General features: G+C 72.6%; 14 protein-coding genes. 5 read left to right on the forward strand and 9 right to left on the reverse strand.

Annotated features, from left to right (window positions below; all coding sequences use genetic code 11):
- Nucleotides 1-335: 335 nt before the first annotated feature.
- Entirely contained in the window at nucleotides 336-1,223 is an 888-nt protein-coding gene (locus tag GVN67_RS02495; RefSeq protein WP_159992691.1) for a polysaccharide deacetylase family protein, read from the reverse strand.
- A gap of 113 nt (nucleotides 1,224-1,336) precedes the next feature.
- On the opposite strand from GVN67_RS02495, the gene cydD reads away from it, so the two are divergent.
- The 3 genes from cydD to GVN67_RS02510 are packed head-to-tail and all read left to right on the forward strand — an operon-like array spanning nucleotide 1,337 to nucleotide 5,244.
- Nucleotides 1,337-3,016 carry a thiol reductant ABC exporter subunit CydD gene (cydD, locus tag GVN67_RS02500; RefSeq protein WP_159992692.1) on the forward strand — a complete coding sequence of 560 codons (1,680 nt, stop codon included), beginning with the start codon at nucleotides 1,337-1,339 and terminating at the stop codon, nucleotides 3,014-3,016.
- A complete protein-coding gene (gene cydC / locus GVN67_RS02505) occupies nucleotides 3,013-4,680 on the forward strand; it encodes a thiol reductant ABC exporter subunit CydC (RefSeq protein WP_159992693.1) in 1,668 nt (555 codons plus the stop codon). Before cydD ends, cydC begins: the two co-directional genes overlap by 4 nt.
- Nucleotides 4,681-5,244 carry a nucleotidyltransferase family protein gene (locus GVN67_RS02510; protein ID WP_159992694.1) on the forward strand — a complete coding sequence of 188 codons (564 nt, stop codon included), beginning with the start codon at nucleotides 4,681-4,683 and terminating at the stop codon, nucleotides 5,242-5,244.
- On the opposite strand, the gene GVN67_RS02515 is transcribed toward GVN67_RS02510, so the two are convergent.
- Genes GVN67_RS02515 through GVN67_RS02525 form a run of 3 tightly spaced genes read right to left on the reverse strand, consistent with a single transcriptional unit; the run spans nucleotide 5,245 to nucleotide 8,193 of the window.
- The gene (locus GVN67_RS02515) at nucleotides 5,245-6,006 is read right to left on the reverse strand and encodes a tetratricopeptide repeat protein (protein WP_159992695.1); all 762 of its coding nucleotides are present in this window, start codon (nucleotides 6,004-6,006) and stop codon (nucleotides 5,245-5,247) included.
- Between the two features lie 43 nt (nucleotides 6,007-6,049).
- Entirely contained in the window at nucleotides 6,050-6,988 is a 939-nt protein-coding gene (locus tag GVN67_RS02520; RefSeq protein WP_159992696.1) for a hydroxymethylglutaryl-CoA lyase, read from the reverse strand.
- Nucleotides 6,985-8,193, reverse strand: coding sequence for a CaiB/BaiF CoA-transferase family protein (locus tag GVN67_RS02525; protein WP_159992697.1), 1,209 nt, complete (start codon nucleotides 8,191-8,193; stop codon nucleotides 6,985-6,987). The genes GVN67_RS02520 and GVN67_RS02525 overlap by 4 nt, the downstream gene beginning before the upstream one ends.
- A 57-nt stretch (nucleotides 8,194-8,250) precedes the next feature.
- Here GVN67_RS02525 and GVN67_RS02530 point away from each other — a divergent pair, with 57 nt between their 5' ends.
- On the forward strand, nucleotides 8,251-8,901 hold the full coding sequence (locus GVN67_RS02530; RefSeq protein ID WP_159992698.1) for an IclR family transcriptional regulator: 651 nt from the start codon (nucleotides 8,251-8,253) through the stop codon (nucleotides 8,899-8,901).
- On the opposite strand, the gene GVN67_RS02535 is transcribed toward GVN67_RS02530, so the two are convergent.
- From GVN67_RS02535 to GVN67_RS02555, 5 genes are all read right to left on the reverse strand, one after another.
- Nucleotides 8,898-9,545, reverse strand: coding sequence for a hypothetical protein (locus tag GVN67_RS02535; RefSeq protein ID WP_159992699.1), 648 nt, complete (start codon nucleotides 9,543-9,545; stop codon nucleotides 8,898-8,900). The two genes, GVN67_RS02530 and GVN67_RS02535, sit on opposite strands and share 4 nt — an antisense overlap.
- 71 nt (nucleotides 9,546-9,616) lie before the next feature.
- Nucleotides 9,617-10,648: an acyltransferase family protein gene (locus GVN67_RS02540; RefSeq protein ID WP_159992700.1), complete on the reverse strand. Its 1,032-nt coding sequence runs from the start codon at nucleotides 10,646-10,648 to the stop codon at nucleotides 9,617-9,619.
- Nucleotides 10,649-10,766: 118 nt separating this feature from the next.
- Nucleotides 10,767-11,594, reverse strand: coding sequence for an ABC transporter permease (locus GVN67_RS02545; protein WP_159992701.1), 828 nt, complete (start codon nucleotides 11,592-11,594; stop codon nucleotides 10,767-10,769).
- Nucleotides 11,591-12,535, reverse strand: a complete 945-nt coding sequence (locus GVN67_RS02550) for an ABC transporter permease (RefSeq protein ID WP_159992702.1) — start codon at nucleotides 12,533-12,535, stop codon at nucleotides 11,591-11,593. The genes GVN67_RS02545 and GVN67_RS02550 overlap by 4 nt, the downstream gene beginning before the upstream one ends.
- A complete protein-coding gene (locus GVN67_RS02555) occupies nucleotides 12,520-14,190 on the reverse strand; it encodes a peptide ABC transporter substrate-binding protein (RefSeq protein ID WP_159992703.1) in 1,671 nt (556 codons plus the stop codon). The genes GVN67_RS02550 and GVN67_RS02555 overlap by 16 nt, the downstream gene beginning before the upstream one ends.
- Before the next feature lie 86 nt (nucleotides 14,191-14,276).
- On the opposite strand from GVN67_RS02555, the gene GVN67_RS02560 reads away from it, so the two are divergent.
- Nucleotides 14,277-14,702: a DUF4345 domain-containing protein gene (locus tag GVN67_RS02560; protein WP_159992704.1), complete on the forward strand. Its 426-nt coding sequence runs from the start codon at nucleotides 14,277-14,279 to the stop codon at nucleotides 14,700-14,702.
- Nucleotides 14,703-14,779 lie beyond the last annotated feature (77 nt).

A 14,779-nucleotide genomic window follows, 5' to 3' on the forward strand; every position in this document is an offset into this window, starting at 1 on the left:
CCCTGATCGCCATCGCCCGCAAGCTGCTCACCATCCTCAATGCCATCCTCCAAAGCTCAACACCCTGGAGAACCACAACCTCCGCGAAGGAGCAGACCGCTTGACACCCAAGACAGTCGCTTCTTTTTTCTGTCAGTGCTGCCGCGCGCATCTGGTGAGGCGGGACACGGCACTGCAGCGAAGCGCGACCTTTAAGGGCGCGCTTTTTTTATAAAAATGGCGTCCCGCCGTGACGCCCGCGCGACGGTGCCGTCGAAGCGCAGGTCTGACCACGGCCGGTGATCAGAAAAAAGATGGGGGTCTGGGGGAATTCATTCCCCCAGCCTACCAATCCCTTAAGGCACCAACCCTTCCTTCAACCCGTGCACATGCTCGCAGATCGCCCCGGCCGTCGTGATCCAGACGGTATCGCGCTGGGCGGCGATGTGTTGCAGGGCTTCGCGGAGCGCGCGCAGGCGGTAGGGTTGGCCGACGATATAGGGGTGGAGCGCGATGCCCATCACCTGGGGGCGGTTGTCGCGCACCTGGCGGCGGCGTTCCTCGAAGTCGTTCAGGATCATGTTGGCGAATTGCTGGGCGCTGTCCTTGCGCGCCCCGATCGAGGGGATGTCGTTGATCTCCTGCGGGTAGGGGATCGACAGCAGGCGTCTTTCCTTGGTCTTCAGCCAGGTCGGCTGGTCGTCGTGGCACCAGTTGAGGGTGTAGCGGTAGCCGGCCTCGACCAGCAGCTCGGGCGTCGACAGGGTCTCGGCGATCCAGGGGGACAGCCAGCCGGCGGGGGGCTTGCCCTCGGCCTCGGTGATGGCGGCGGTGGCCTCGGCGATCAGGGTGCGCTCTTCCGCCTCGCTCATCAGCGACTGGCGTTCGCTGTTGCTGCGGCCATGGCCGGCGATCTCGTCGCCGCGGGCGCGGTGGGCGGCGACCAGGCTGGGGGCGTAGTCGTACATGGCGCTGTTCAGCAGCACGGTCGCCGGCAGCTTCAGCTCGTCCAGCATTTCCAGCATCCGCCAGGCGCCCACCCGGTTGCCGTAGTCGCGCCAGGCGTAGTTCAGCACGTCCGGCTGTGGCCCGCCCGGGGCCAGCGACATGCCGAGGCCTTCGCCGAAGGCGAAATGCTCAAGGTTGATGCCGAGATAGACCGCCAGCTTCTTTCCCGCCGGCCAGCCATAGGCCGCCCGGGAAGGCCAGGGGTGGTAGTCGTAGCGGCCATGGGTCGGCAGCATCGGCGGTCTCCTCGAGGTATCCGGTGCGGCGGCGAAGCAAGCGCCGGACCAGCCTGAACCAAGCTGGTTGCTGTGCGGTTCCCGCGGCGCCAGAAACCCGCTAGAAGCCGCTCATGTCCAAGCCCCCGCCGGCCGAGGCGGCGTCGGCGCGTGCCCTGCTCTCCGCCACCGCCCGTCAGGGCCGGTCGCGGCTGGCGCGCCCTATTCTGCTCGGCCTTGCCTCGATCGCCTGCGGCCTCGCCCAGGCCTGGTTCATCGCTGCCTTGCTATCGGCCCTGCTGGGCCATGGCGAGGCCGGCTGGCCGGAATTCTTCGCCGCCGCCAGCCTGGCGCTGCTGTCCATCGCGCTTGGCGTGGCGCAGGAGCGCGCCCAGGCCGCCGCCGGCGCCGCGGCGCGGGCCGATCTGCGCCGCCGCGCCTTCGACCGGCTGCTGGCGGCCGGCCCCGCGGATGACCGCCCGGTCGGCGAGCGCGCCGCCCTGGTGGTCGACCGCATCGAGGCGCTGGACGGTTATTTTTCCCGCTGGCTGCCGGCGGCGGTCCTCGCCGCGGCGGGGCCGCTGCTGATCGCCTGCGTGGTCGCGCTGGAAGACCCGCTGAGCGGGCTCATTCTTTTCGTGGCCGGCGCCATGGTGCCGGTGGGCATGGCGGTGACCGGCATCGGCGCGGCGCTGGCCAGCCGGCAGCAATTCGACGCGCTGCAGGCGCTGTCGGGCCGCTTCCTGGACCGGATGCGCGGGCTGCCCCAGCTGGTGCTGTTCCGCCGGCAGGAGGCCGAGGCCCAGGCGCTGGGCCAGGCCGCCGACGAGCTGCGCCGCCGCACCATGAAGGTGCTGCGGGTGGCGTTCCTGTCCGGCCTGACGCTGGAGGTGATCGCCGCCGCGGTGCTGGGGTGCCTCGCCTGGCGGCATGGCAACCTGCTGGTCGGCGGCCATCCCGACCCGGCCGCAGCACTTTTCTGCCTGCTGATGGTGCCGGGCTTCTTCGCGCCGCTGCGCGCCTTCTCGGCCGCCTATCACGAGCGGATGTCGGCCAATGGCGCCGCCGCGGCGCTCGCCCCGCTGCTGGCCGCCCCCGACTCGGAGCCCGGGCTGCAGCTCGCAGAGATCCCGCCGACGGTGGTGGTGACCTTCGAGCAGGTCGGGCTGACCTATGACCCCGCCCGCGGCCCGGCGCTCACCGATCTTTCCTTCCGCGTCATGCCCGGCGAGGCGCTGGTGCTGGCGGGGCCGTCCGGCTCGGGCAAGTCGTCGGTGCTGCGGCTGCTGATGGGCTTCTGCCGGCCGGATGGCGGGCGCATCGCGCTGAATGGTCGCGACGCGACGGCGCTGCGCCCCGAGGAGCTGCGCCGGCTGTCTTCCTATGTCGGGCAGAAGGCGCATCTGTTCCGCGACAGCATCCGGGCCAACATTGCTTTGGCCCGGCCGGAAGCCTCCGATGCCGAGGTCGAGGCCGCGGCCAAGGCGGCCCATGTCAGCGATTTCGCCGCCAGCCTGCCCGAGGGCCTCGACACGATGATCGGCGAGGGCGGCTACGGCCTGTCCGGCGGCCAGGCGCAGCGGGTGGCCATCGCCCGCGCCTTCCTGCGCAACCGCCCGCTGGTGCTGCTGGACGAGCCCACCGCGCATCTCGACCCGACGACGGAGGCCGAGCTGCTGGACAGCCTGCGCCGCCTCTGTGCCGGGCGCACCGCCGTCATCGCCACCCATTCCACCGCCTTGCGCGCCCGCTTCGGCCGGGTGCTGGAGCTGGAGAAGGGCCGCGCCGGCCTGCCGCGGATGGCCGGGGAATGAGCCGCATGATGCTGACCGACCTGACCCGCGTGCTCGGCCTGTGGCGCGAGCGCAGCACCTGGCTGTGGTCGGGCGCGATCGTCGCCGTGCTGGCGACGCTGGCGGGCGTGGCGCTGCTGGCCTTGGCCGGGCGCGGCGTCTCCGAAGGGCTGCGCACCGGGGCGCTGGCGGGGGTGGCCGTCGGCTCGCTGCTGCTGCTGCGGCCGCTTATTTTTCTGCGCCCGGCCTCGCGGTATTTCGAGCGGCTGGTGACCCATTCGGCCACCTTCCGCGCGCTGGCCGATACCCGCATCTGGTTCTTCCGGCGCCTCGCCGAGCGGCTGCCCGGCGGCATCGGCCATCGCGGCGCCGGCGACCTGCTGGGGCGCCTCGTCGCCGATGTCGAGGCGCTGGACGGTCTGTACCTGCGCGCCCTGGTCCCCGGCGTCGCGGCCCTGGCCGTGGTGGTGGCCGTCGCCGTGCTGCTCGGCTTCGCCGGTCCGGGAATCGCCGTGCTGGTGGCGCTGCCGCTGGCGCTGGCCCTGCTGCTGCCGCCGCTGCTGGCGCCGGGTGCTGCCCGCGCTGCCGGCGAGGTCGCCGAGGCGCAAGGCGCGCTGCGCAGCGCCGCCGTCGACCCGCTGCTGGGCATCGAGGATGTGCTGGCCGCCAATGCCGAGCCCCGCGTCGCCGCCCGCCTGGCCGCCAGCGGTGCCGCTCTGGCTGAAACACAGACAAGAATGTCGCGCCGGGCCGCCTGGGGTGGCGCCGCCGGCAGCCTGCTGGCCCAGTCGTCGCTCTTCGCCGCCCTCGGCTATGGCCTGGCCGGTGGCCCCGGCGCGGTTGGCGGCACGATCGTGGGCCTGTTCCTGGCGCTGGCCGCCGGCGAGGCCCTGGCCGGGCTGCCGCGCGCCGGTGCCGCCCTGGCCGCCGCCGGCGCCAGCGCGCGTCGCCTGTTCGACGCCGCCGACACCCCGCCGCCGGTCGCCGAGCCCACCACCCCGGCCGCAGCCCCGCGCGGCCATGCCCTGCGCGCCGAGGGCGTCCGCTTCGCCTGGGCCGCCGACCGCGAGCCGGTCTTTCTCGACCTGAATTTCGACCTGCCGGAAGGCGGGCGTCTGGCGCTGCTGGGGCCTTCGGGCGCCGGCAAGTCGACGCTGGCGGCGCTGCTGCTGAAGCTGGCGGCCCCCCAGGAAGGCCGGCTGCTGCTGGGCGGCGTCGATATCGCCACGCTGTCAGGCGATGCGGTGCGGGCGCGCATCGCCTGCCTGACCCAGGATGCGCGGCTGTTCGACGACAGCATCGCCGCCAACCTGCGGCTCGCAGCCCCCGAGGCCGATGACGCCGCGCTGTGGCAGGCGCTGGAGCGTGCCGGCGTCGCCGATGTCGTGCGCGTCCTGCCCGAGGGGCTGGACACCCGTTGCGGCGAGGGCGGCGCCCGCTTCTCCGGCGGGCAGGGGCGGCGCCTGGCCCTGGCCCGGGCCCTGCTGGCGCCCGCCGATATCCTGATCCTGGACGAGCCTGGCGCCGGCCTCGACCCCGAGGCCGAGCGCGCCTTCCTGGAAACGCTGGAAGCCGCCACCGAAGGCCGCAGCGTCATCCTGATCGCGCATCGCCTGCTGGGGGTGGAGCGGCCGACGCGGATCCTGCGGCTGATCGGCGGCCGCGCCATGGCGGCGATGGGCTGAATGGGCGCGGCGCTGGAAACGGCGCTGTTCGACGCGGCCTTCGCCGACCCGGCCAATGGCGCGGTGCTGGAGCGCCTTCGGGCGCTCGCCTTGCCGCAGGGTTTCCTGACCGCCGGCTGCCTGTTCCAGGCGGTGTGGAACCAGGTGGCCCGCCACCCGCCTGGCTGGGGCGTCAAGGATTACGACGTCTTCTACTATGACGCCGCGGACCTCTCCTTCGAGGCCGAGGATGCGGTGATCCGCCGCTGCGCCGAAGCCTTTGCGGGGCTCGGCGTGACGGTCGAGGTGAAGAACCAGGCCCGCGTCCATCTCTGGTACCGCGCCCGCTTCGGCGAGGACTATCCCGCGCTGGTCTCTGCCCGGGACGGCATCGACCGCTATCTGATCGACTGCACCTGCATCGGCATCGAGGCCGCGAGCGGCGCGCTCTACGCCCCCAGTGGGCTGGATGACGTCTTCGCCGGCGTGCTGCGGATCAATGCGCGCCACCCGCAGCCGGCGCAATTCTTCCGCAAGGCCGAGGACTATCGCCGCCGCTGGCCGCATCTGCGCATCGAGGCCTGATCAGGCGCCGAGTTTTTCGAATATCTGCCGCGACAGGGCCTGCAGCGCCGGTTCGGGCCTTTTGCTGAGCGCCTCGGCCATCTGCCCGAGGAAGCCGGGCGAGCCGGTGGCGGCGGCCTGGGTGAACCAGTCCAGCGCTGCCTCGGGCGTGGCGGCCAGCGTGCCCATGTTGAACTGCGCCCGGAAATCGCCCAGCGCCGCCGCGCGGGCATAGAGGGCATGGGCGCCGGCCGGGTCGCGCGGCGTCTCCCAGCCTTCTTCCAGATAGCGGCCGAGCACGGTCATCGACTTGGCATGGCCTTGCTCCGCCGAGGCGCGGAACCAGCGGAAAGCCTCGGCGCGCTGCCCGTCGCGGGCCAGCAGGCTGGCCAGGTTGTACTGCGCCCAGTCATAGCCGCGCTGCGCCCCCGCGGCGTAGATCGCCAGCGCCTTCGGCAGGTCGATGGGCGTGCCCCAGCCGAGCTCATGGCAGCGGCCGAGCATGGTTTCCGCCTTCACCGCCCCGGTGGTGGCCGCCGTCTTGAACCAGGCGAAGGCGGCGGCGGGGTCGGCGGGGACGCCACGGCCCTCGAGAAGAATTTGGCCGTAGAGGATCTGCGCTTCGACCATGCCGGCGCGGGCGGCGGCGGCGATCCAGCGGGCGGCCTCGTCGGGCGGGCCGGCGAAGGCGGCGGCCAGCTGCCCGGCGCTCGCCTCGCGCACCACGGCGGGGGCCAAAGGCGGCAGGGACGGCGCGGCGGGGGGACGGCGGCGGCGGAACATGCCGGCGGTTATGATGTTGCGATCCGCTCGCAACAAGAGCCGATCACACCGCCAGCAGCCCGCCCTGCTTGGCGCGGCCGGGCAGGGGGTGGCCGACCACCGCCTCCGCCAGGCGGCCGCATTCGGTCAGCGCCGCCAGGTCGAGGCCGGTCTCGATGCCGGATTCGGCGCAGAGCAGCGCCAGATCCTCGGTGCAGATATTCCCGGCCGCCCCGGCATGCTTGCCGAAGGGGCAGCCGCCGAGGCCGGCGATGGCGGCGTCGAAGCGGGCGACGCCGAGGCGCATCCCCTCCCAGGCATTGACCATGGCCATGCCGCGGGTGTCGTGCAGATGCAGCGACAGCTCCAGCTCCGGCCACTTGTCCCGCACCGCGCCGACGACCGACGCGATGCGACGGGGGGTGGCCCAGGCCATGGTGTCGGCGAGGGAAATGACCGGCGGCGCCAGGCCGACGCCGCCGGCCAAAGCGAGCACCGCGGCGACGCGGTCGATCACCGCCGCCACCGGCACCTCGCCCTGAAAATTGCAGCCGAAGGCGGCCATGATGGTGGCGCGCGCCAGCGGGATGCGGTGCTCGGCATAGAGCGCCATCAGCGCCGCGGCGGCGGCCAGGTCCTCCTCGCGGTCGCGATTCTGGTTGCGCTTGCCGAAGGCCCCGGAGGCCGAGACCGAGACGCTGCCATCGATCGTCAGATGCGGCGCCACCAGCGCGCGTAAGAACCCCTTGGCGTTGAGCCAGAGCGCGCCGAAGGCCACGCCGTCGACGTCGCGCAGCCCCTGGCAGACCAGCTCGGCATCGGCCATGCCGGGGACGCGGCGCGGATCGACGAAGGAGACGGTCTGGATCCGCTTCAGGCCGGTGCCGGCCAGCGCCTGGATCAGCCGCAGCTTGTCGGCGGTGGCGATCGGGCCCTTTTCGAACTGGAAGCCCTCGCGCGGGCCCTCTTCGCGGATCTCGATGCGGGGCGGCAGCTGGGTCATGCGTCGGGCTCCGCCTTGTCTGCGGGAAGGGTCAGGATGCCCTGCTCGGCCAGGGTTTTCTGTTCTTGCGCCCCAATGCCGATGCTGTCGAGCAGCGCCGCGCCGCCTTCGCCGATGGCGGGCGGCTGGCGGTTCAGGCGGATCTGCGCCGCCTCGAAATGCAGCGGCGTCATCGGCAGGGCCGCGGTGACGCCCTCCGCCAGCCGGGTGGCGCCCATGATGCCGCTGGCGGCCAGGTGCGGATCGTCGAACAGGTCCTCGGGATGGGCGACGGGGGCGCAGGGGATCAGCACCTCGGCGCCCAGCGCCTGCACCTCGGCCACCGTCATGCCGGCGAAGATCTTTTCCAGCTCCGGCATGATGCGGTCGCGCCCGGCGACGCGGCCGGCATTGGTCGCCAGCGTCGCATCGGCGGCGAGCTCCTGCAGGCCGAGGCGAGGGGCGAGGCGCTGCCAGTGCTGGTCGCTGGTGACGCCGACGAAGACCTGGCCGTCGCTGGCCTGGAAGACGTCGTAGATGCCCCAGGTGATGCGCCGCGCCGTCATCGGCGGCACGCGCTGGCCGGCGATGGCGCCGGCGGCCATGTGCTGGCCGACCATGAAGGCGACGCTTTCGAACAGCGCCGACTGCACCTTCTGGCCGAGGCCGGTCGCTTCCCGCTGCCGCAGCGCCGCCAGGATGCCGACCACGCCGAAGACGCCGCCCATGATGTCGACCACCGAGGTCCCGGCGCGCAGCGGCCGCCCCGGCAGGCCGGTCATGAAGGCCAGCCCCCCCTGCATCTGCACCACCTCGTCCAGCGCCGGCAGGTGCTCATAGGGGCCGGGCAGGTAGCCCTTCAGCGCGCAATAGACCAGGCGCGGGTTCTGCTCGCGGATCTGCTCCCAGCCGAGGCCGAGCCGCTCCATCGTGCCGGGGGCGAAGTTCTCGATCAGCACGTCGGCGGTGGGGATGAGCTTTTCCAGCACCGCCTTGCCGCGCGGGTCCTTCAGGTCGAGCGCCAGGCTGGTCTTGTTGCGGTTGTAGGTGGAGAAGAACCCGGTGCCGAAGCCGCCGAGGCGGCGGGTGCGGTCGCCCTCGGGCGGCTCGATGCGGATCACCTCGGCGCCGAGATCGGCCAGCACCACGCCGCAGCTCGGCCCCATCACCGTATGGCCGAAATCCAGCACGCGCAGCCCGGTCAGCGGCAGGGGGTTGGTTGACATCGGGACGTTCCGTCTGACAGAATTTCTTTTCGTCAGACAGAATGAGGGATATGGCCGATGGCCGTCAAGCCGGCAGCCCCGGAGGCAGGGGTGGGGGCGGTCGACCGCGCGCTGTCGATCCTGCTGGCCTTCCGCGCCGGCGAGGCGGCGCTGTCGCTGGCCGAGCTGGCCCGCCGCACCGGCCTGTACAAGAGCACGCTGCTGCGGCTGATGGCGTCCCTCGAGCGGGCGGGGATGCTGCTGCGGGAGGGAGCGGCGGCCGAATGGCGGCTGGGCCCGGCGCTGGTCGGCCTCGGCCTGCGCGCCGCCGCGTCCGAGTCGCTGCTGGAGGCGGTGCTGCTGCCCGTGCTGCGCCGCCTGGCGGAGGAAACCGGCGAAAGTGCGAGTTTCTACGTCCGCGACGGTGAAAATCGCCTTTGCCGCTTTCGGATCGAAGGGCGGCATGCGGTGCGCGACCACCTGCCGCCGGGCAGCCTGTTGCCGCTGGACCGGGGGGCGGCCGGCCATGTGCTGCGCGGCGCCGGGCTGACGGTGACGCTCGGCGAGCGCGACCCTGAGCTGGCGGCCATCGCCGCCCCGGTTTTCTCCGGCAACGGCGCGCTGCTGGGGGCGCTATGCCTCTCCGGCACGGCGACCCGCTTCGCCCGCAGCCAGGAGGCCCTGGCGGCGATCCTGACCCGGGCGCTGGCAGAGATCCGCGGGCTTTAGAGGGTCTTCGCCGGCGGCAGCACCTCGGTGATCAGATTCGAGGCGATCATGAAGGCGACGGTCGCGCGGTCGCGCAGCGTGACCCGCGTCTTGACGAAGCGCCCGTCGCGCACCGTCACGCAGACCGCCTCGCCGACCCGGACACCCGTTTCGGTCAGGGTTCCGGCAAGGGCGCGGCAGCGGGTGCTGCCCGGGCCGGAGGCGGGGCCGCCGGTCAGGATCTGGCTGGGCGGGCCGCCATTGACCTGGGCCGTGACGCTGCTGAGGTCGCGCAGGCGGCCGGTATTGGCGAAGGCGATGAGCTCGGCGGCGCTGTTCTCCAGCTCCTGCAGCGCCTGCGGATTGTCGGCGCCCTCCACGGTCAGCGTCAGGCCGCGGTCATAGACATAGACCGTGGCATGGCCGGGCAGGCCGCGGATGCCGACATAGCGCACCGAGGCGCCGAGCCCCGGCCGCCCGGCGGCCTCGTAGTCGACCGGCGCATCGGCGCGGCGCAGGAAGGGCAGCTCCTCGCGGAAGCCCTGCACCACGGCGAGCGGGCTGGGCCGGCCGGCGGGGGCGGCCGCGGCGATCCCGGTCTGCGGCGCCCCCGGCGCGGCGCAGGCGGCGAGGGTGAGCAGGAGGCAGGGCAGCAAGGCGCGCATCGGCGGTCGGTCCCGGAATGATCCGGCCCGCGGTTAGCCGCCCTGGCGCCGCGCGGCAAGGATCGACGGGATCACCCCTCGGCGCGCGCCGGCCGCCAGCCCAGCCGCGCCGTCCAGGGCGGCAGCACCGGCGCCAGCAGCCGGCCCCAAAGCCAGGCCGCCAGCATCGGCCCGGCGACGCCGATGGCGATGCCGAGCGCCACATGCAGCAGCGGGTCGCTGATGCCGAAGCCGCGCTGCAGCACCACCCGCAGCCCGCTGGCGGCCAGGATATGCATCAGGAAGATCGGCATCGAGGCGCGGCCGATCGCGAGCAGCCAGGGATGCGCGTGGCGGGTCAGCAGCATCGAGGCGCCGATGATGGCCAGGACGCAGGTGGCTGCGACCGCCAGCGTCTCCAGCCCGCGATCGGTGTAATGCAGCCCGAGCAGCCCGTGGAAATGCACCTGCAGCAGCACCGCCGTGGCCAGCGCCAGCAGCGTCACCTGCAGCGGCCGCGCCGAGAGCTGCGGCAGCACCCCCTGGGTCCAGACCCCCATGGCGAAGAAGACGAAATTGTCGGCCAGGAAGGCGACCTGCAGCTGCTCGGTGACAAAGGGCCGCAGCAGGTACAGCGCCAGGCCCAGCAGCGGCACCGCCAGCGACTGCCGCGCCCGCTGGTCGCGGTACAGCATCAGCCCCAGCAGCATCACCAGCGCCAGGGCGTAGAGAAACCAGAACTGCGCCCGCGGCGCCCAGAGCAGGGAGAAGACCTCGGCCCAGCTGGTGCGGCCATTGGTGGCGCCGGACAGCAGCACCTCGGCCGCGCCCTGCAGCAGCGACCAGATCAGGTAGGGCAGCACCAGCCGGTCCAGCTTGCCGCGGAAGGTGCCGGCCCGGCCATGCCGCGCCAGCGAGCCGTTGAAGAAGATGCCGGACAGGAAGAAGAACAGCGGCACGTGGAAGCTGTAGATGACGCTGTCCAGCAGGGTCAGGCCGGGCGAGGCGGCCAGGATGCCCGCCTTCTCCAGCCCGCGCAGCACATGGCCGGCGACCACCAGGGTGATGCCGATGGCCCGGGCATTGTCCGCCCAGAGACTGCGCTGCATGGGGCTGCGGTGCATGGGCCTCTCCCGGCGCTGGCGGGCGGGGCTTAGCGGCGGCGACGGCCCACCGCAACCCAGGCGTGCAGATTAGCGGGCGGGCTCGCGCTGGCCAATCAAGGGCGCGTGGGCCGGTGCCTCAGCGCCGCTCGCGCGACAGCCCGTCGGCCACCAGGCTGCAGCCGGCGACGGCGGCCAGGATGGCGAGGCCGGGCCAAAGGGCTGCCAGCGGCGCCTCGAACACCGCCTCCTGCGCATTGGCCAGCATATTGCCCCAGGAAGGGGCGGGCGGCTGGATGCCGAGGCCCAGGAAGCTGAGCACGCTTTCGGCCAGGATGGCGCCGGCCACCGCCAGCGCGCCGGCCACGGCCACCGGCGCGCGCAGCCCCGGCAGCACATGGCGCAGCAGCAGCCGCCGCTCGGAGACGCCGAGCGCGCGCGCGGCGCGGACATAGTCGCTGGCCAGGATGGTCAGGGCGCCGGCGCGGGCCAGCCGGGCCACGCCGACCCAGCCGAACAGCACCAGGATGGTGGTGATGCGGATCATGTCGGTCAGGGCCTCGCCGCGCGGCAGGCCGAAGGTCCCTGGGTCGATGGCGGCCAGCAGCACCAGGATGGGCAGCGCCGGCAGCGCCAGCAGCCCGTCGGCCAGCCGCATCAGCACCGCATCGACCCAGCCGCCGCGCCAGGCCGCCAGCAGCCCGATGCCCGTCCCCAGCAGCGTCGCCGCCACCGCCGCCGCCAGCCCGACACCCAGAGAAATCCGCGCCCCGTAGAACAGCCGCAGCAGCAGGTCGCGGCCGAGCTCGTCGGCGCCGAGCGGGAAGGCTGACCCCGGCGGCGCGTAGCGGGCGAACAGGTCGGGGGCGAGCGGGTCCCGCCCCAGCCAGGATGCCAGCCAGGGCGCGGCGGCGGCGGCCGCCGCCAGGAGAACGAGAAGAAGAAGGCCGAGGCGCAGCCGGGTCATCGCGCCTCGATCCGCGGGTCGAGCCAGAGCTGCGCCAGGTCGGCCGCCAGCGTCGCCAGCATGGTCACCAGCGCCACCAGCAGCAGCGCCAGCAGCGCCAGGTTGTAGTCGTTGCCCATCACCGCGTCGTAGAGCAGCTTGCCCATGCCCGGCCGGGCGAACAGCGTCTCGGTCACCAGCGCGCCGGAGACCAGGGCGCCGGCATCCAGCGCCAGCAGCGTCAGCAGCGGCACCCCGGCATTGGGCAGGGCATGGCGCCAGACCACCCGGGCCTCGCTGGCGCCGCGGGCGCGCACGCTGGTGATGAAGGGCTTCTGCAATTCGGCGCCGAGCGCGGCGGTGGCGTGGCGGGCATAGCCGGCGAGCTGGCCGAAGGCGATGGTCACCACCGGCAGCACCAGGAAGGGCAGGGCCGAATCGCCCGGCTCCGGCAGGCCGCCGGCCGGCAGCCAGCCGAGCTGCACCGCGAAGAAGATGATGAGCAGAATGCCCAGCCAGAAGCTGGGCACCGCCTGGCCGAGCAGCGCCAGCCCGTCGACGACCGCCGCCGTCCGCGGCCGCAGCGCCGCCAGCGCGCCCAGCGCCACGCCGATCACCGCGGCCAGCGCCACCGCCAGGCCCACCAGCACCAGGGTCGAGACCAGCGCCGGCGCCAGCACCGTCCAGACCGGCTGGGCGAACAGCCGCGAAAACCCCAGTTCTCCACGCAGCAATCCGCCGGCCCAGGCGCCGTAACGGGCGAGCAGCGGCTGGTCCAGCCCGTGCAGCGCCCGCAGCCGCTCGACATCCGCCGGGGTCAGCTTCGGATCGGCCATCATGGCCAGCGAGGCCGGGTCGCCCGGCATCAGCCCGATGGCGAACCAGGCCGCCAGCGACAGCAGGACGAGGGTCAGCGCGATCTGCGGCAGGCGCAGCAGCGCCAGCCTCAGCGCGCCCGCCACTCGGTCACCCACAGGGAAGAATAGTTCTGGTGGCCGGTCGGCCGCACCCCCTCCAGCCAGCGCGGCCAGACATGCGCGTCCGAGCGGTGCCAGAGCGGCAGCGCCGGCAGGTCGGTGGCGATGCGGCGCTGCAGCTCGGCCCACATCGGCCGGCGCTTCGCGGCATCGAGCTCGACCGGGATGGCCTCGATCAGCCGGTCGACCTCAGGGTTGGTGTAGCCGGTGTAGTTCTGGCCGGACCAGTTGCGCTCGGCGCGCGGGATCTCGTCGGAATGGAAGGTGCTGCGGGGGACGTTCTCCGGGCTGCTGACCCAGGCGAACATCGCCATGGCGTCGAAGCGGCGGCGGCTGACCGTCTCGGCGAAGAAGACGCGTGGCGGCTCGTTGCGGATCCGCGCCTCGACGCCGATCGTCCGCCACATGCCGGCCAGCACCTGCTGCACCGTCTCCCGCGCCCGGTTGCCGGCCGTGGTCATGAACTCGAAGGACAGTTTTTGCCCAGTCGCGTTGCGGCGAATGCCGTCCGGGCCCGCGGTCCAGCCGGCCTCCTCCAGCAGCGCCACGGCGCGGGCCGTGTCGAAGGGGTATTGCGGCACCTCGGCGGTGTAGATCGGGTCGCGCGGATGCACGCCGCCGGCGGCGACCTCCTGCCGGCCCTGGTACAGCCGCTCGACGATCTGCGCCCGGTCGGCGCCGTGCAGCAGCGCCTGGCGCACCCGGCGATCGGCCAGGATCGGGTTGTCCAGCTTCAGGTCGATATGCTCGTAGGTCAGGCCGGGGACATACTCCACCCGGAAGCGGTCGCCGGTGCGGCGCTGCAGCGCCACCGCCTGCTCCAGCGGCAGGCCGAGCTCGCCGGCCACCATGTCCAGCTGCCCGGCCAGCAGCTGCGCCTCCAGCGCCGCGCTGTTCTCCACCGTGCGGATGGCGATGCGCTCGAAGGCGGGGGCGGGGCCCGACCAATGCGCGTTGCGCTCCAGCGTCACGCCGGCGCCGGCCTGCACCGCGGTCACCCGGTAGGGGCCGTTCCATAGTCCGGGATTGGTGGTCTCGGTGTCATAGGCCGTGCGGCTGCGATAGGTCTTCGGGTCCGACTGCCAGCGCGGCCGCTCGATCCGCGACGGCAGCGGCTGGAAATCGCCCATGGCGGCGAAGTCATAGGTGACCTTGTCCAGCCGCAGCGTCACCGTGCGCGCATCGACCACGATCAGCTCATAGGCCGAGCGGTAGAATTCCGCCCCGCCGAAGCCGGTCTCGAAGCTGCGCCCGGCCTCCCAGGCGAAGCGCAGGTCGTCGGCCGAGACCGGGGTGCCATCGCCCCAGCGCTCGCCCGCGCGGATACGGTAGGTCAGGCGGATGCCATCCTTGCCGTCGGGCGTGCGCTCCAGCACCGCGTCGCCATTCTCCAGCGTCGGCAGCCGCTCGCAGGCCAGGCAGGTCAGCTTCCAGTCGGCGTCATAGGCGGTCAGCGGCCGGCGGGCGAAGCCCAGGATATAGGCCTTGGCCGCCATGGCCTCGATATTGGGGTGGAAGGTCGAGGGGTATTGCGCCAGCCCGATGGTCAGCCGGTCGCGCGGCGCCTGGGCCTGGGCAAGGGGCGCCAGGCCGAGAGCCAGGCCGGTGGCCAGAATTGCGCGACGCCAGGCATGACCCATCCAGCAAACCTCCCGCTTGCGGCAACCGCAGGCCGCGTTGCCCGCTTACCCGGATAGCGTCAGCGCCGAAGGAACGCCAAGCCCGAATGACCGCATCGCAACACAGGCGCTGGCTGCGCGCTGGCGTGGCCCTGGCCGGGCTGGTGCCCGTCAGCGCCGGACTGGCCGGGCTGGTGCTCGGCACCGCCATGCTGCCCGAGCCCGGCGGCCCGCCCGCCCCGGCGCTGGACAGCCACTATCGCTACCTGTCCGGCCTGCTGCTGGGCATTGGCCTGGCCTTCTGGTGGAGCCTGCCCCGCATCCAGCACCACGGCGCCCGCTTCCGGCTGCTGGGCTTCATCGTGTTCCTCGGCGGCATCGCCCGGCTGTTCGGGCTGCTCATCGACGGCAATCCGGGGGGCGGGATGCTGTTCGGGCTGGCGATGGAACTGGGGGTGACGCCCTTGCTCTGCCTTTGGCAGTGGAAGGTTAGTCAGATCAGTAGAGAAGAATGGGACAGGCCAGGGGAATGAATTCCCCTGGACCCCATCTTTTTTCTTTCGGACTGCCGTGTCCACGTGAAGACAGTACGTGAAACGGCCAATCCGAA

It is taken from the genome of Roseomonas sp. 18066, assembly GCF_902706185.1.
Taxonomy (GTDB): Bacteria; Pseudomonadota; Alphaproteobacteria; order Acetobacterales; family Acetobacteraceae; genus Pseudoroseomonas.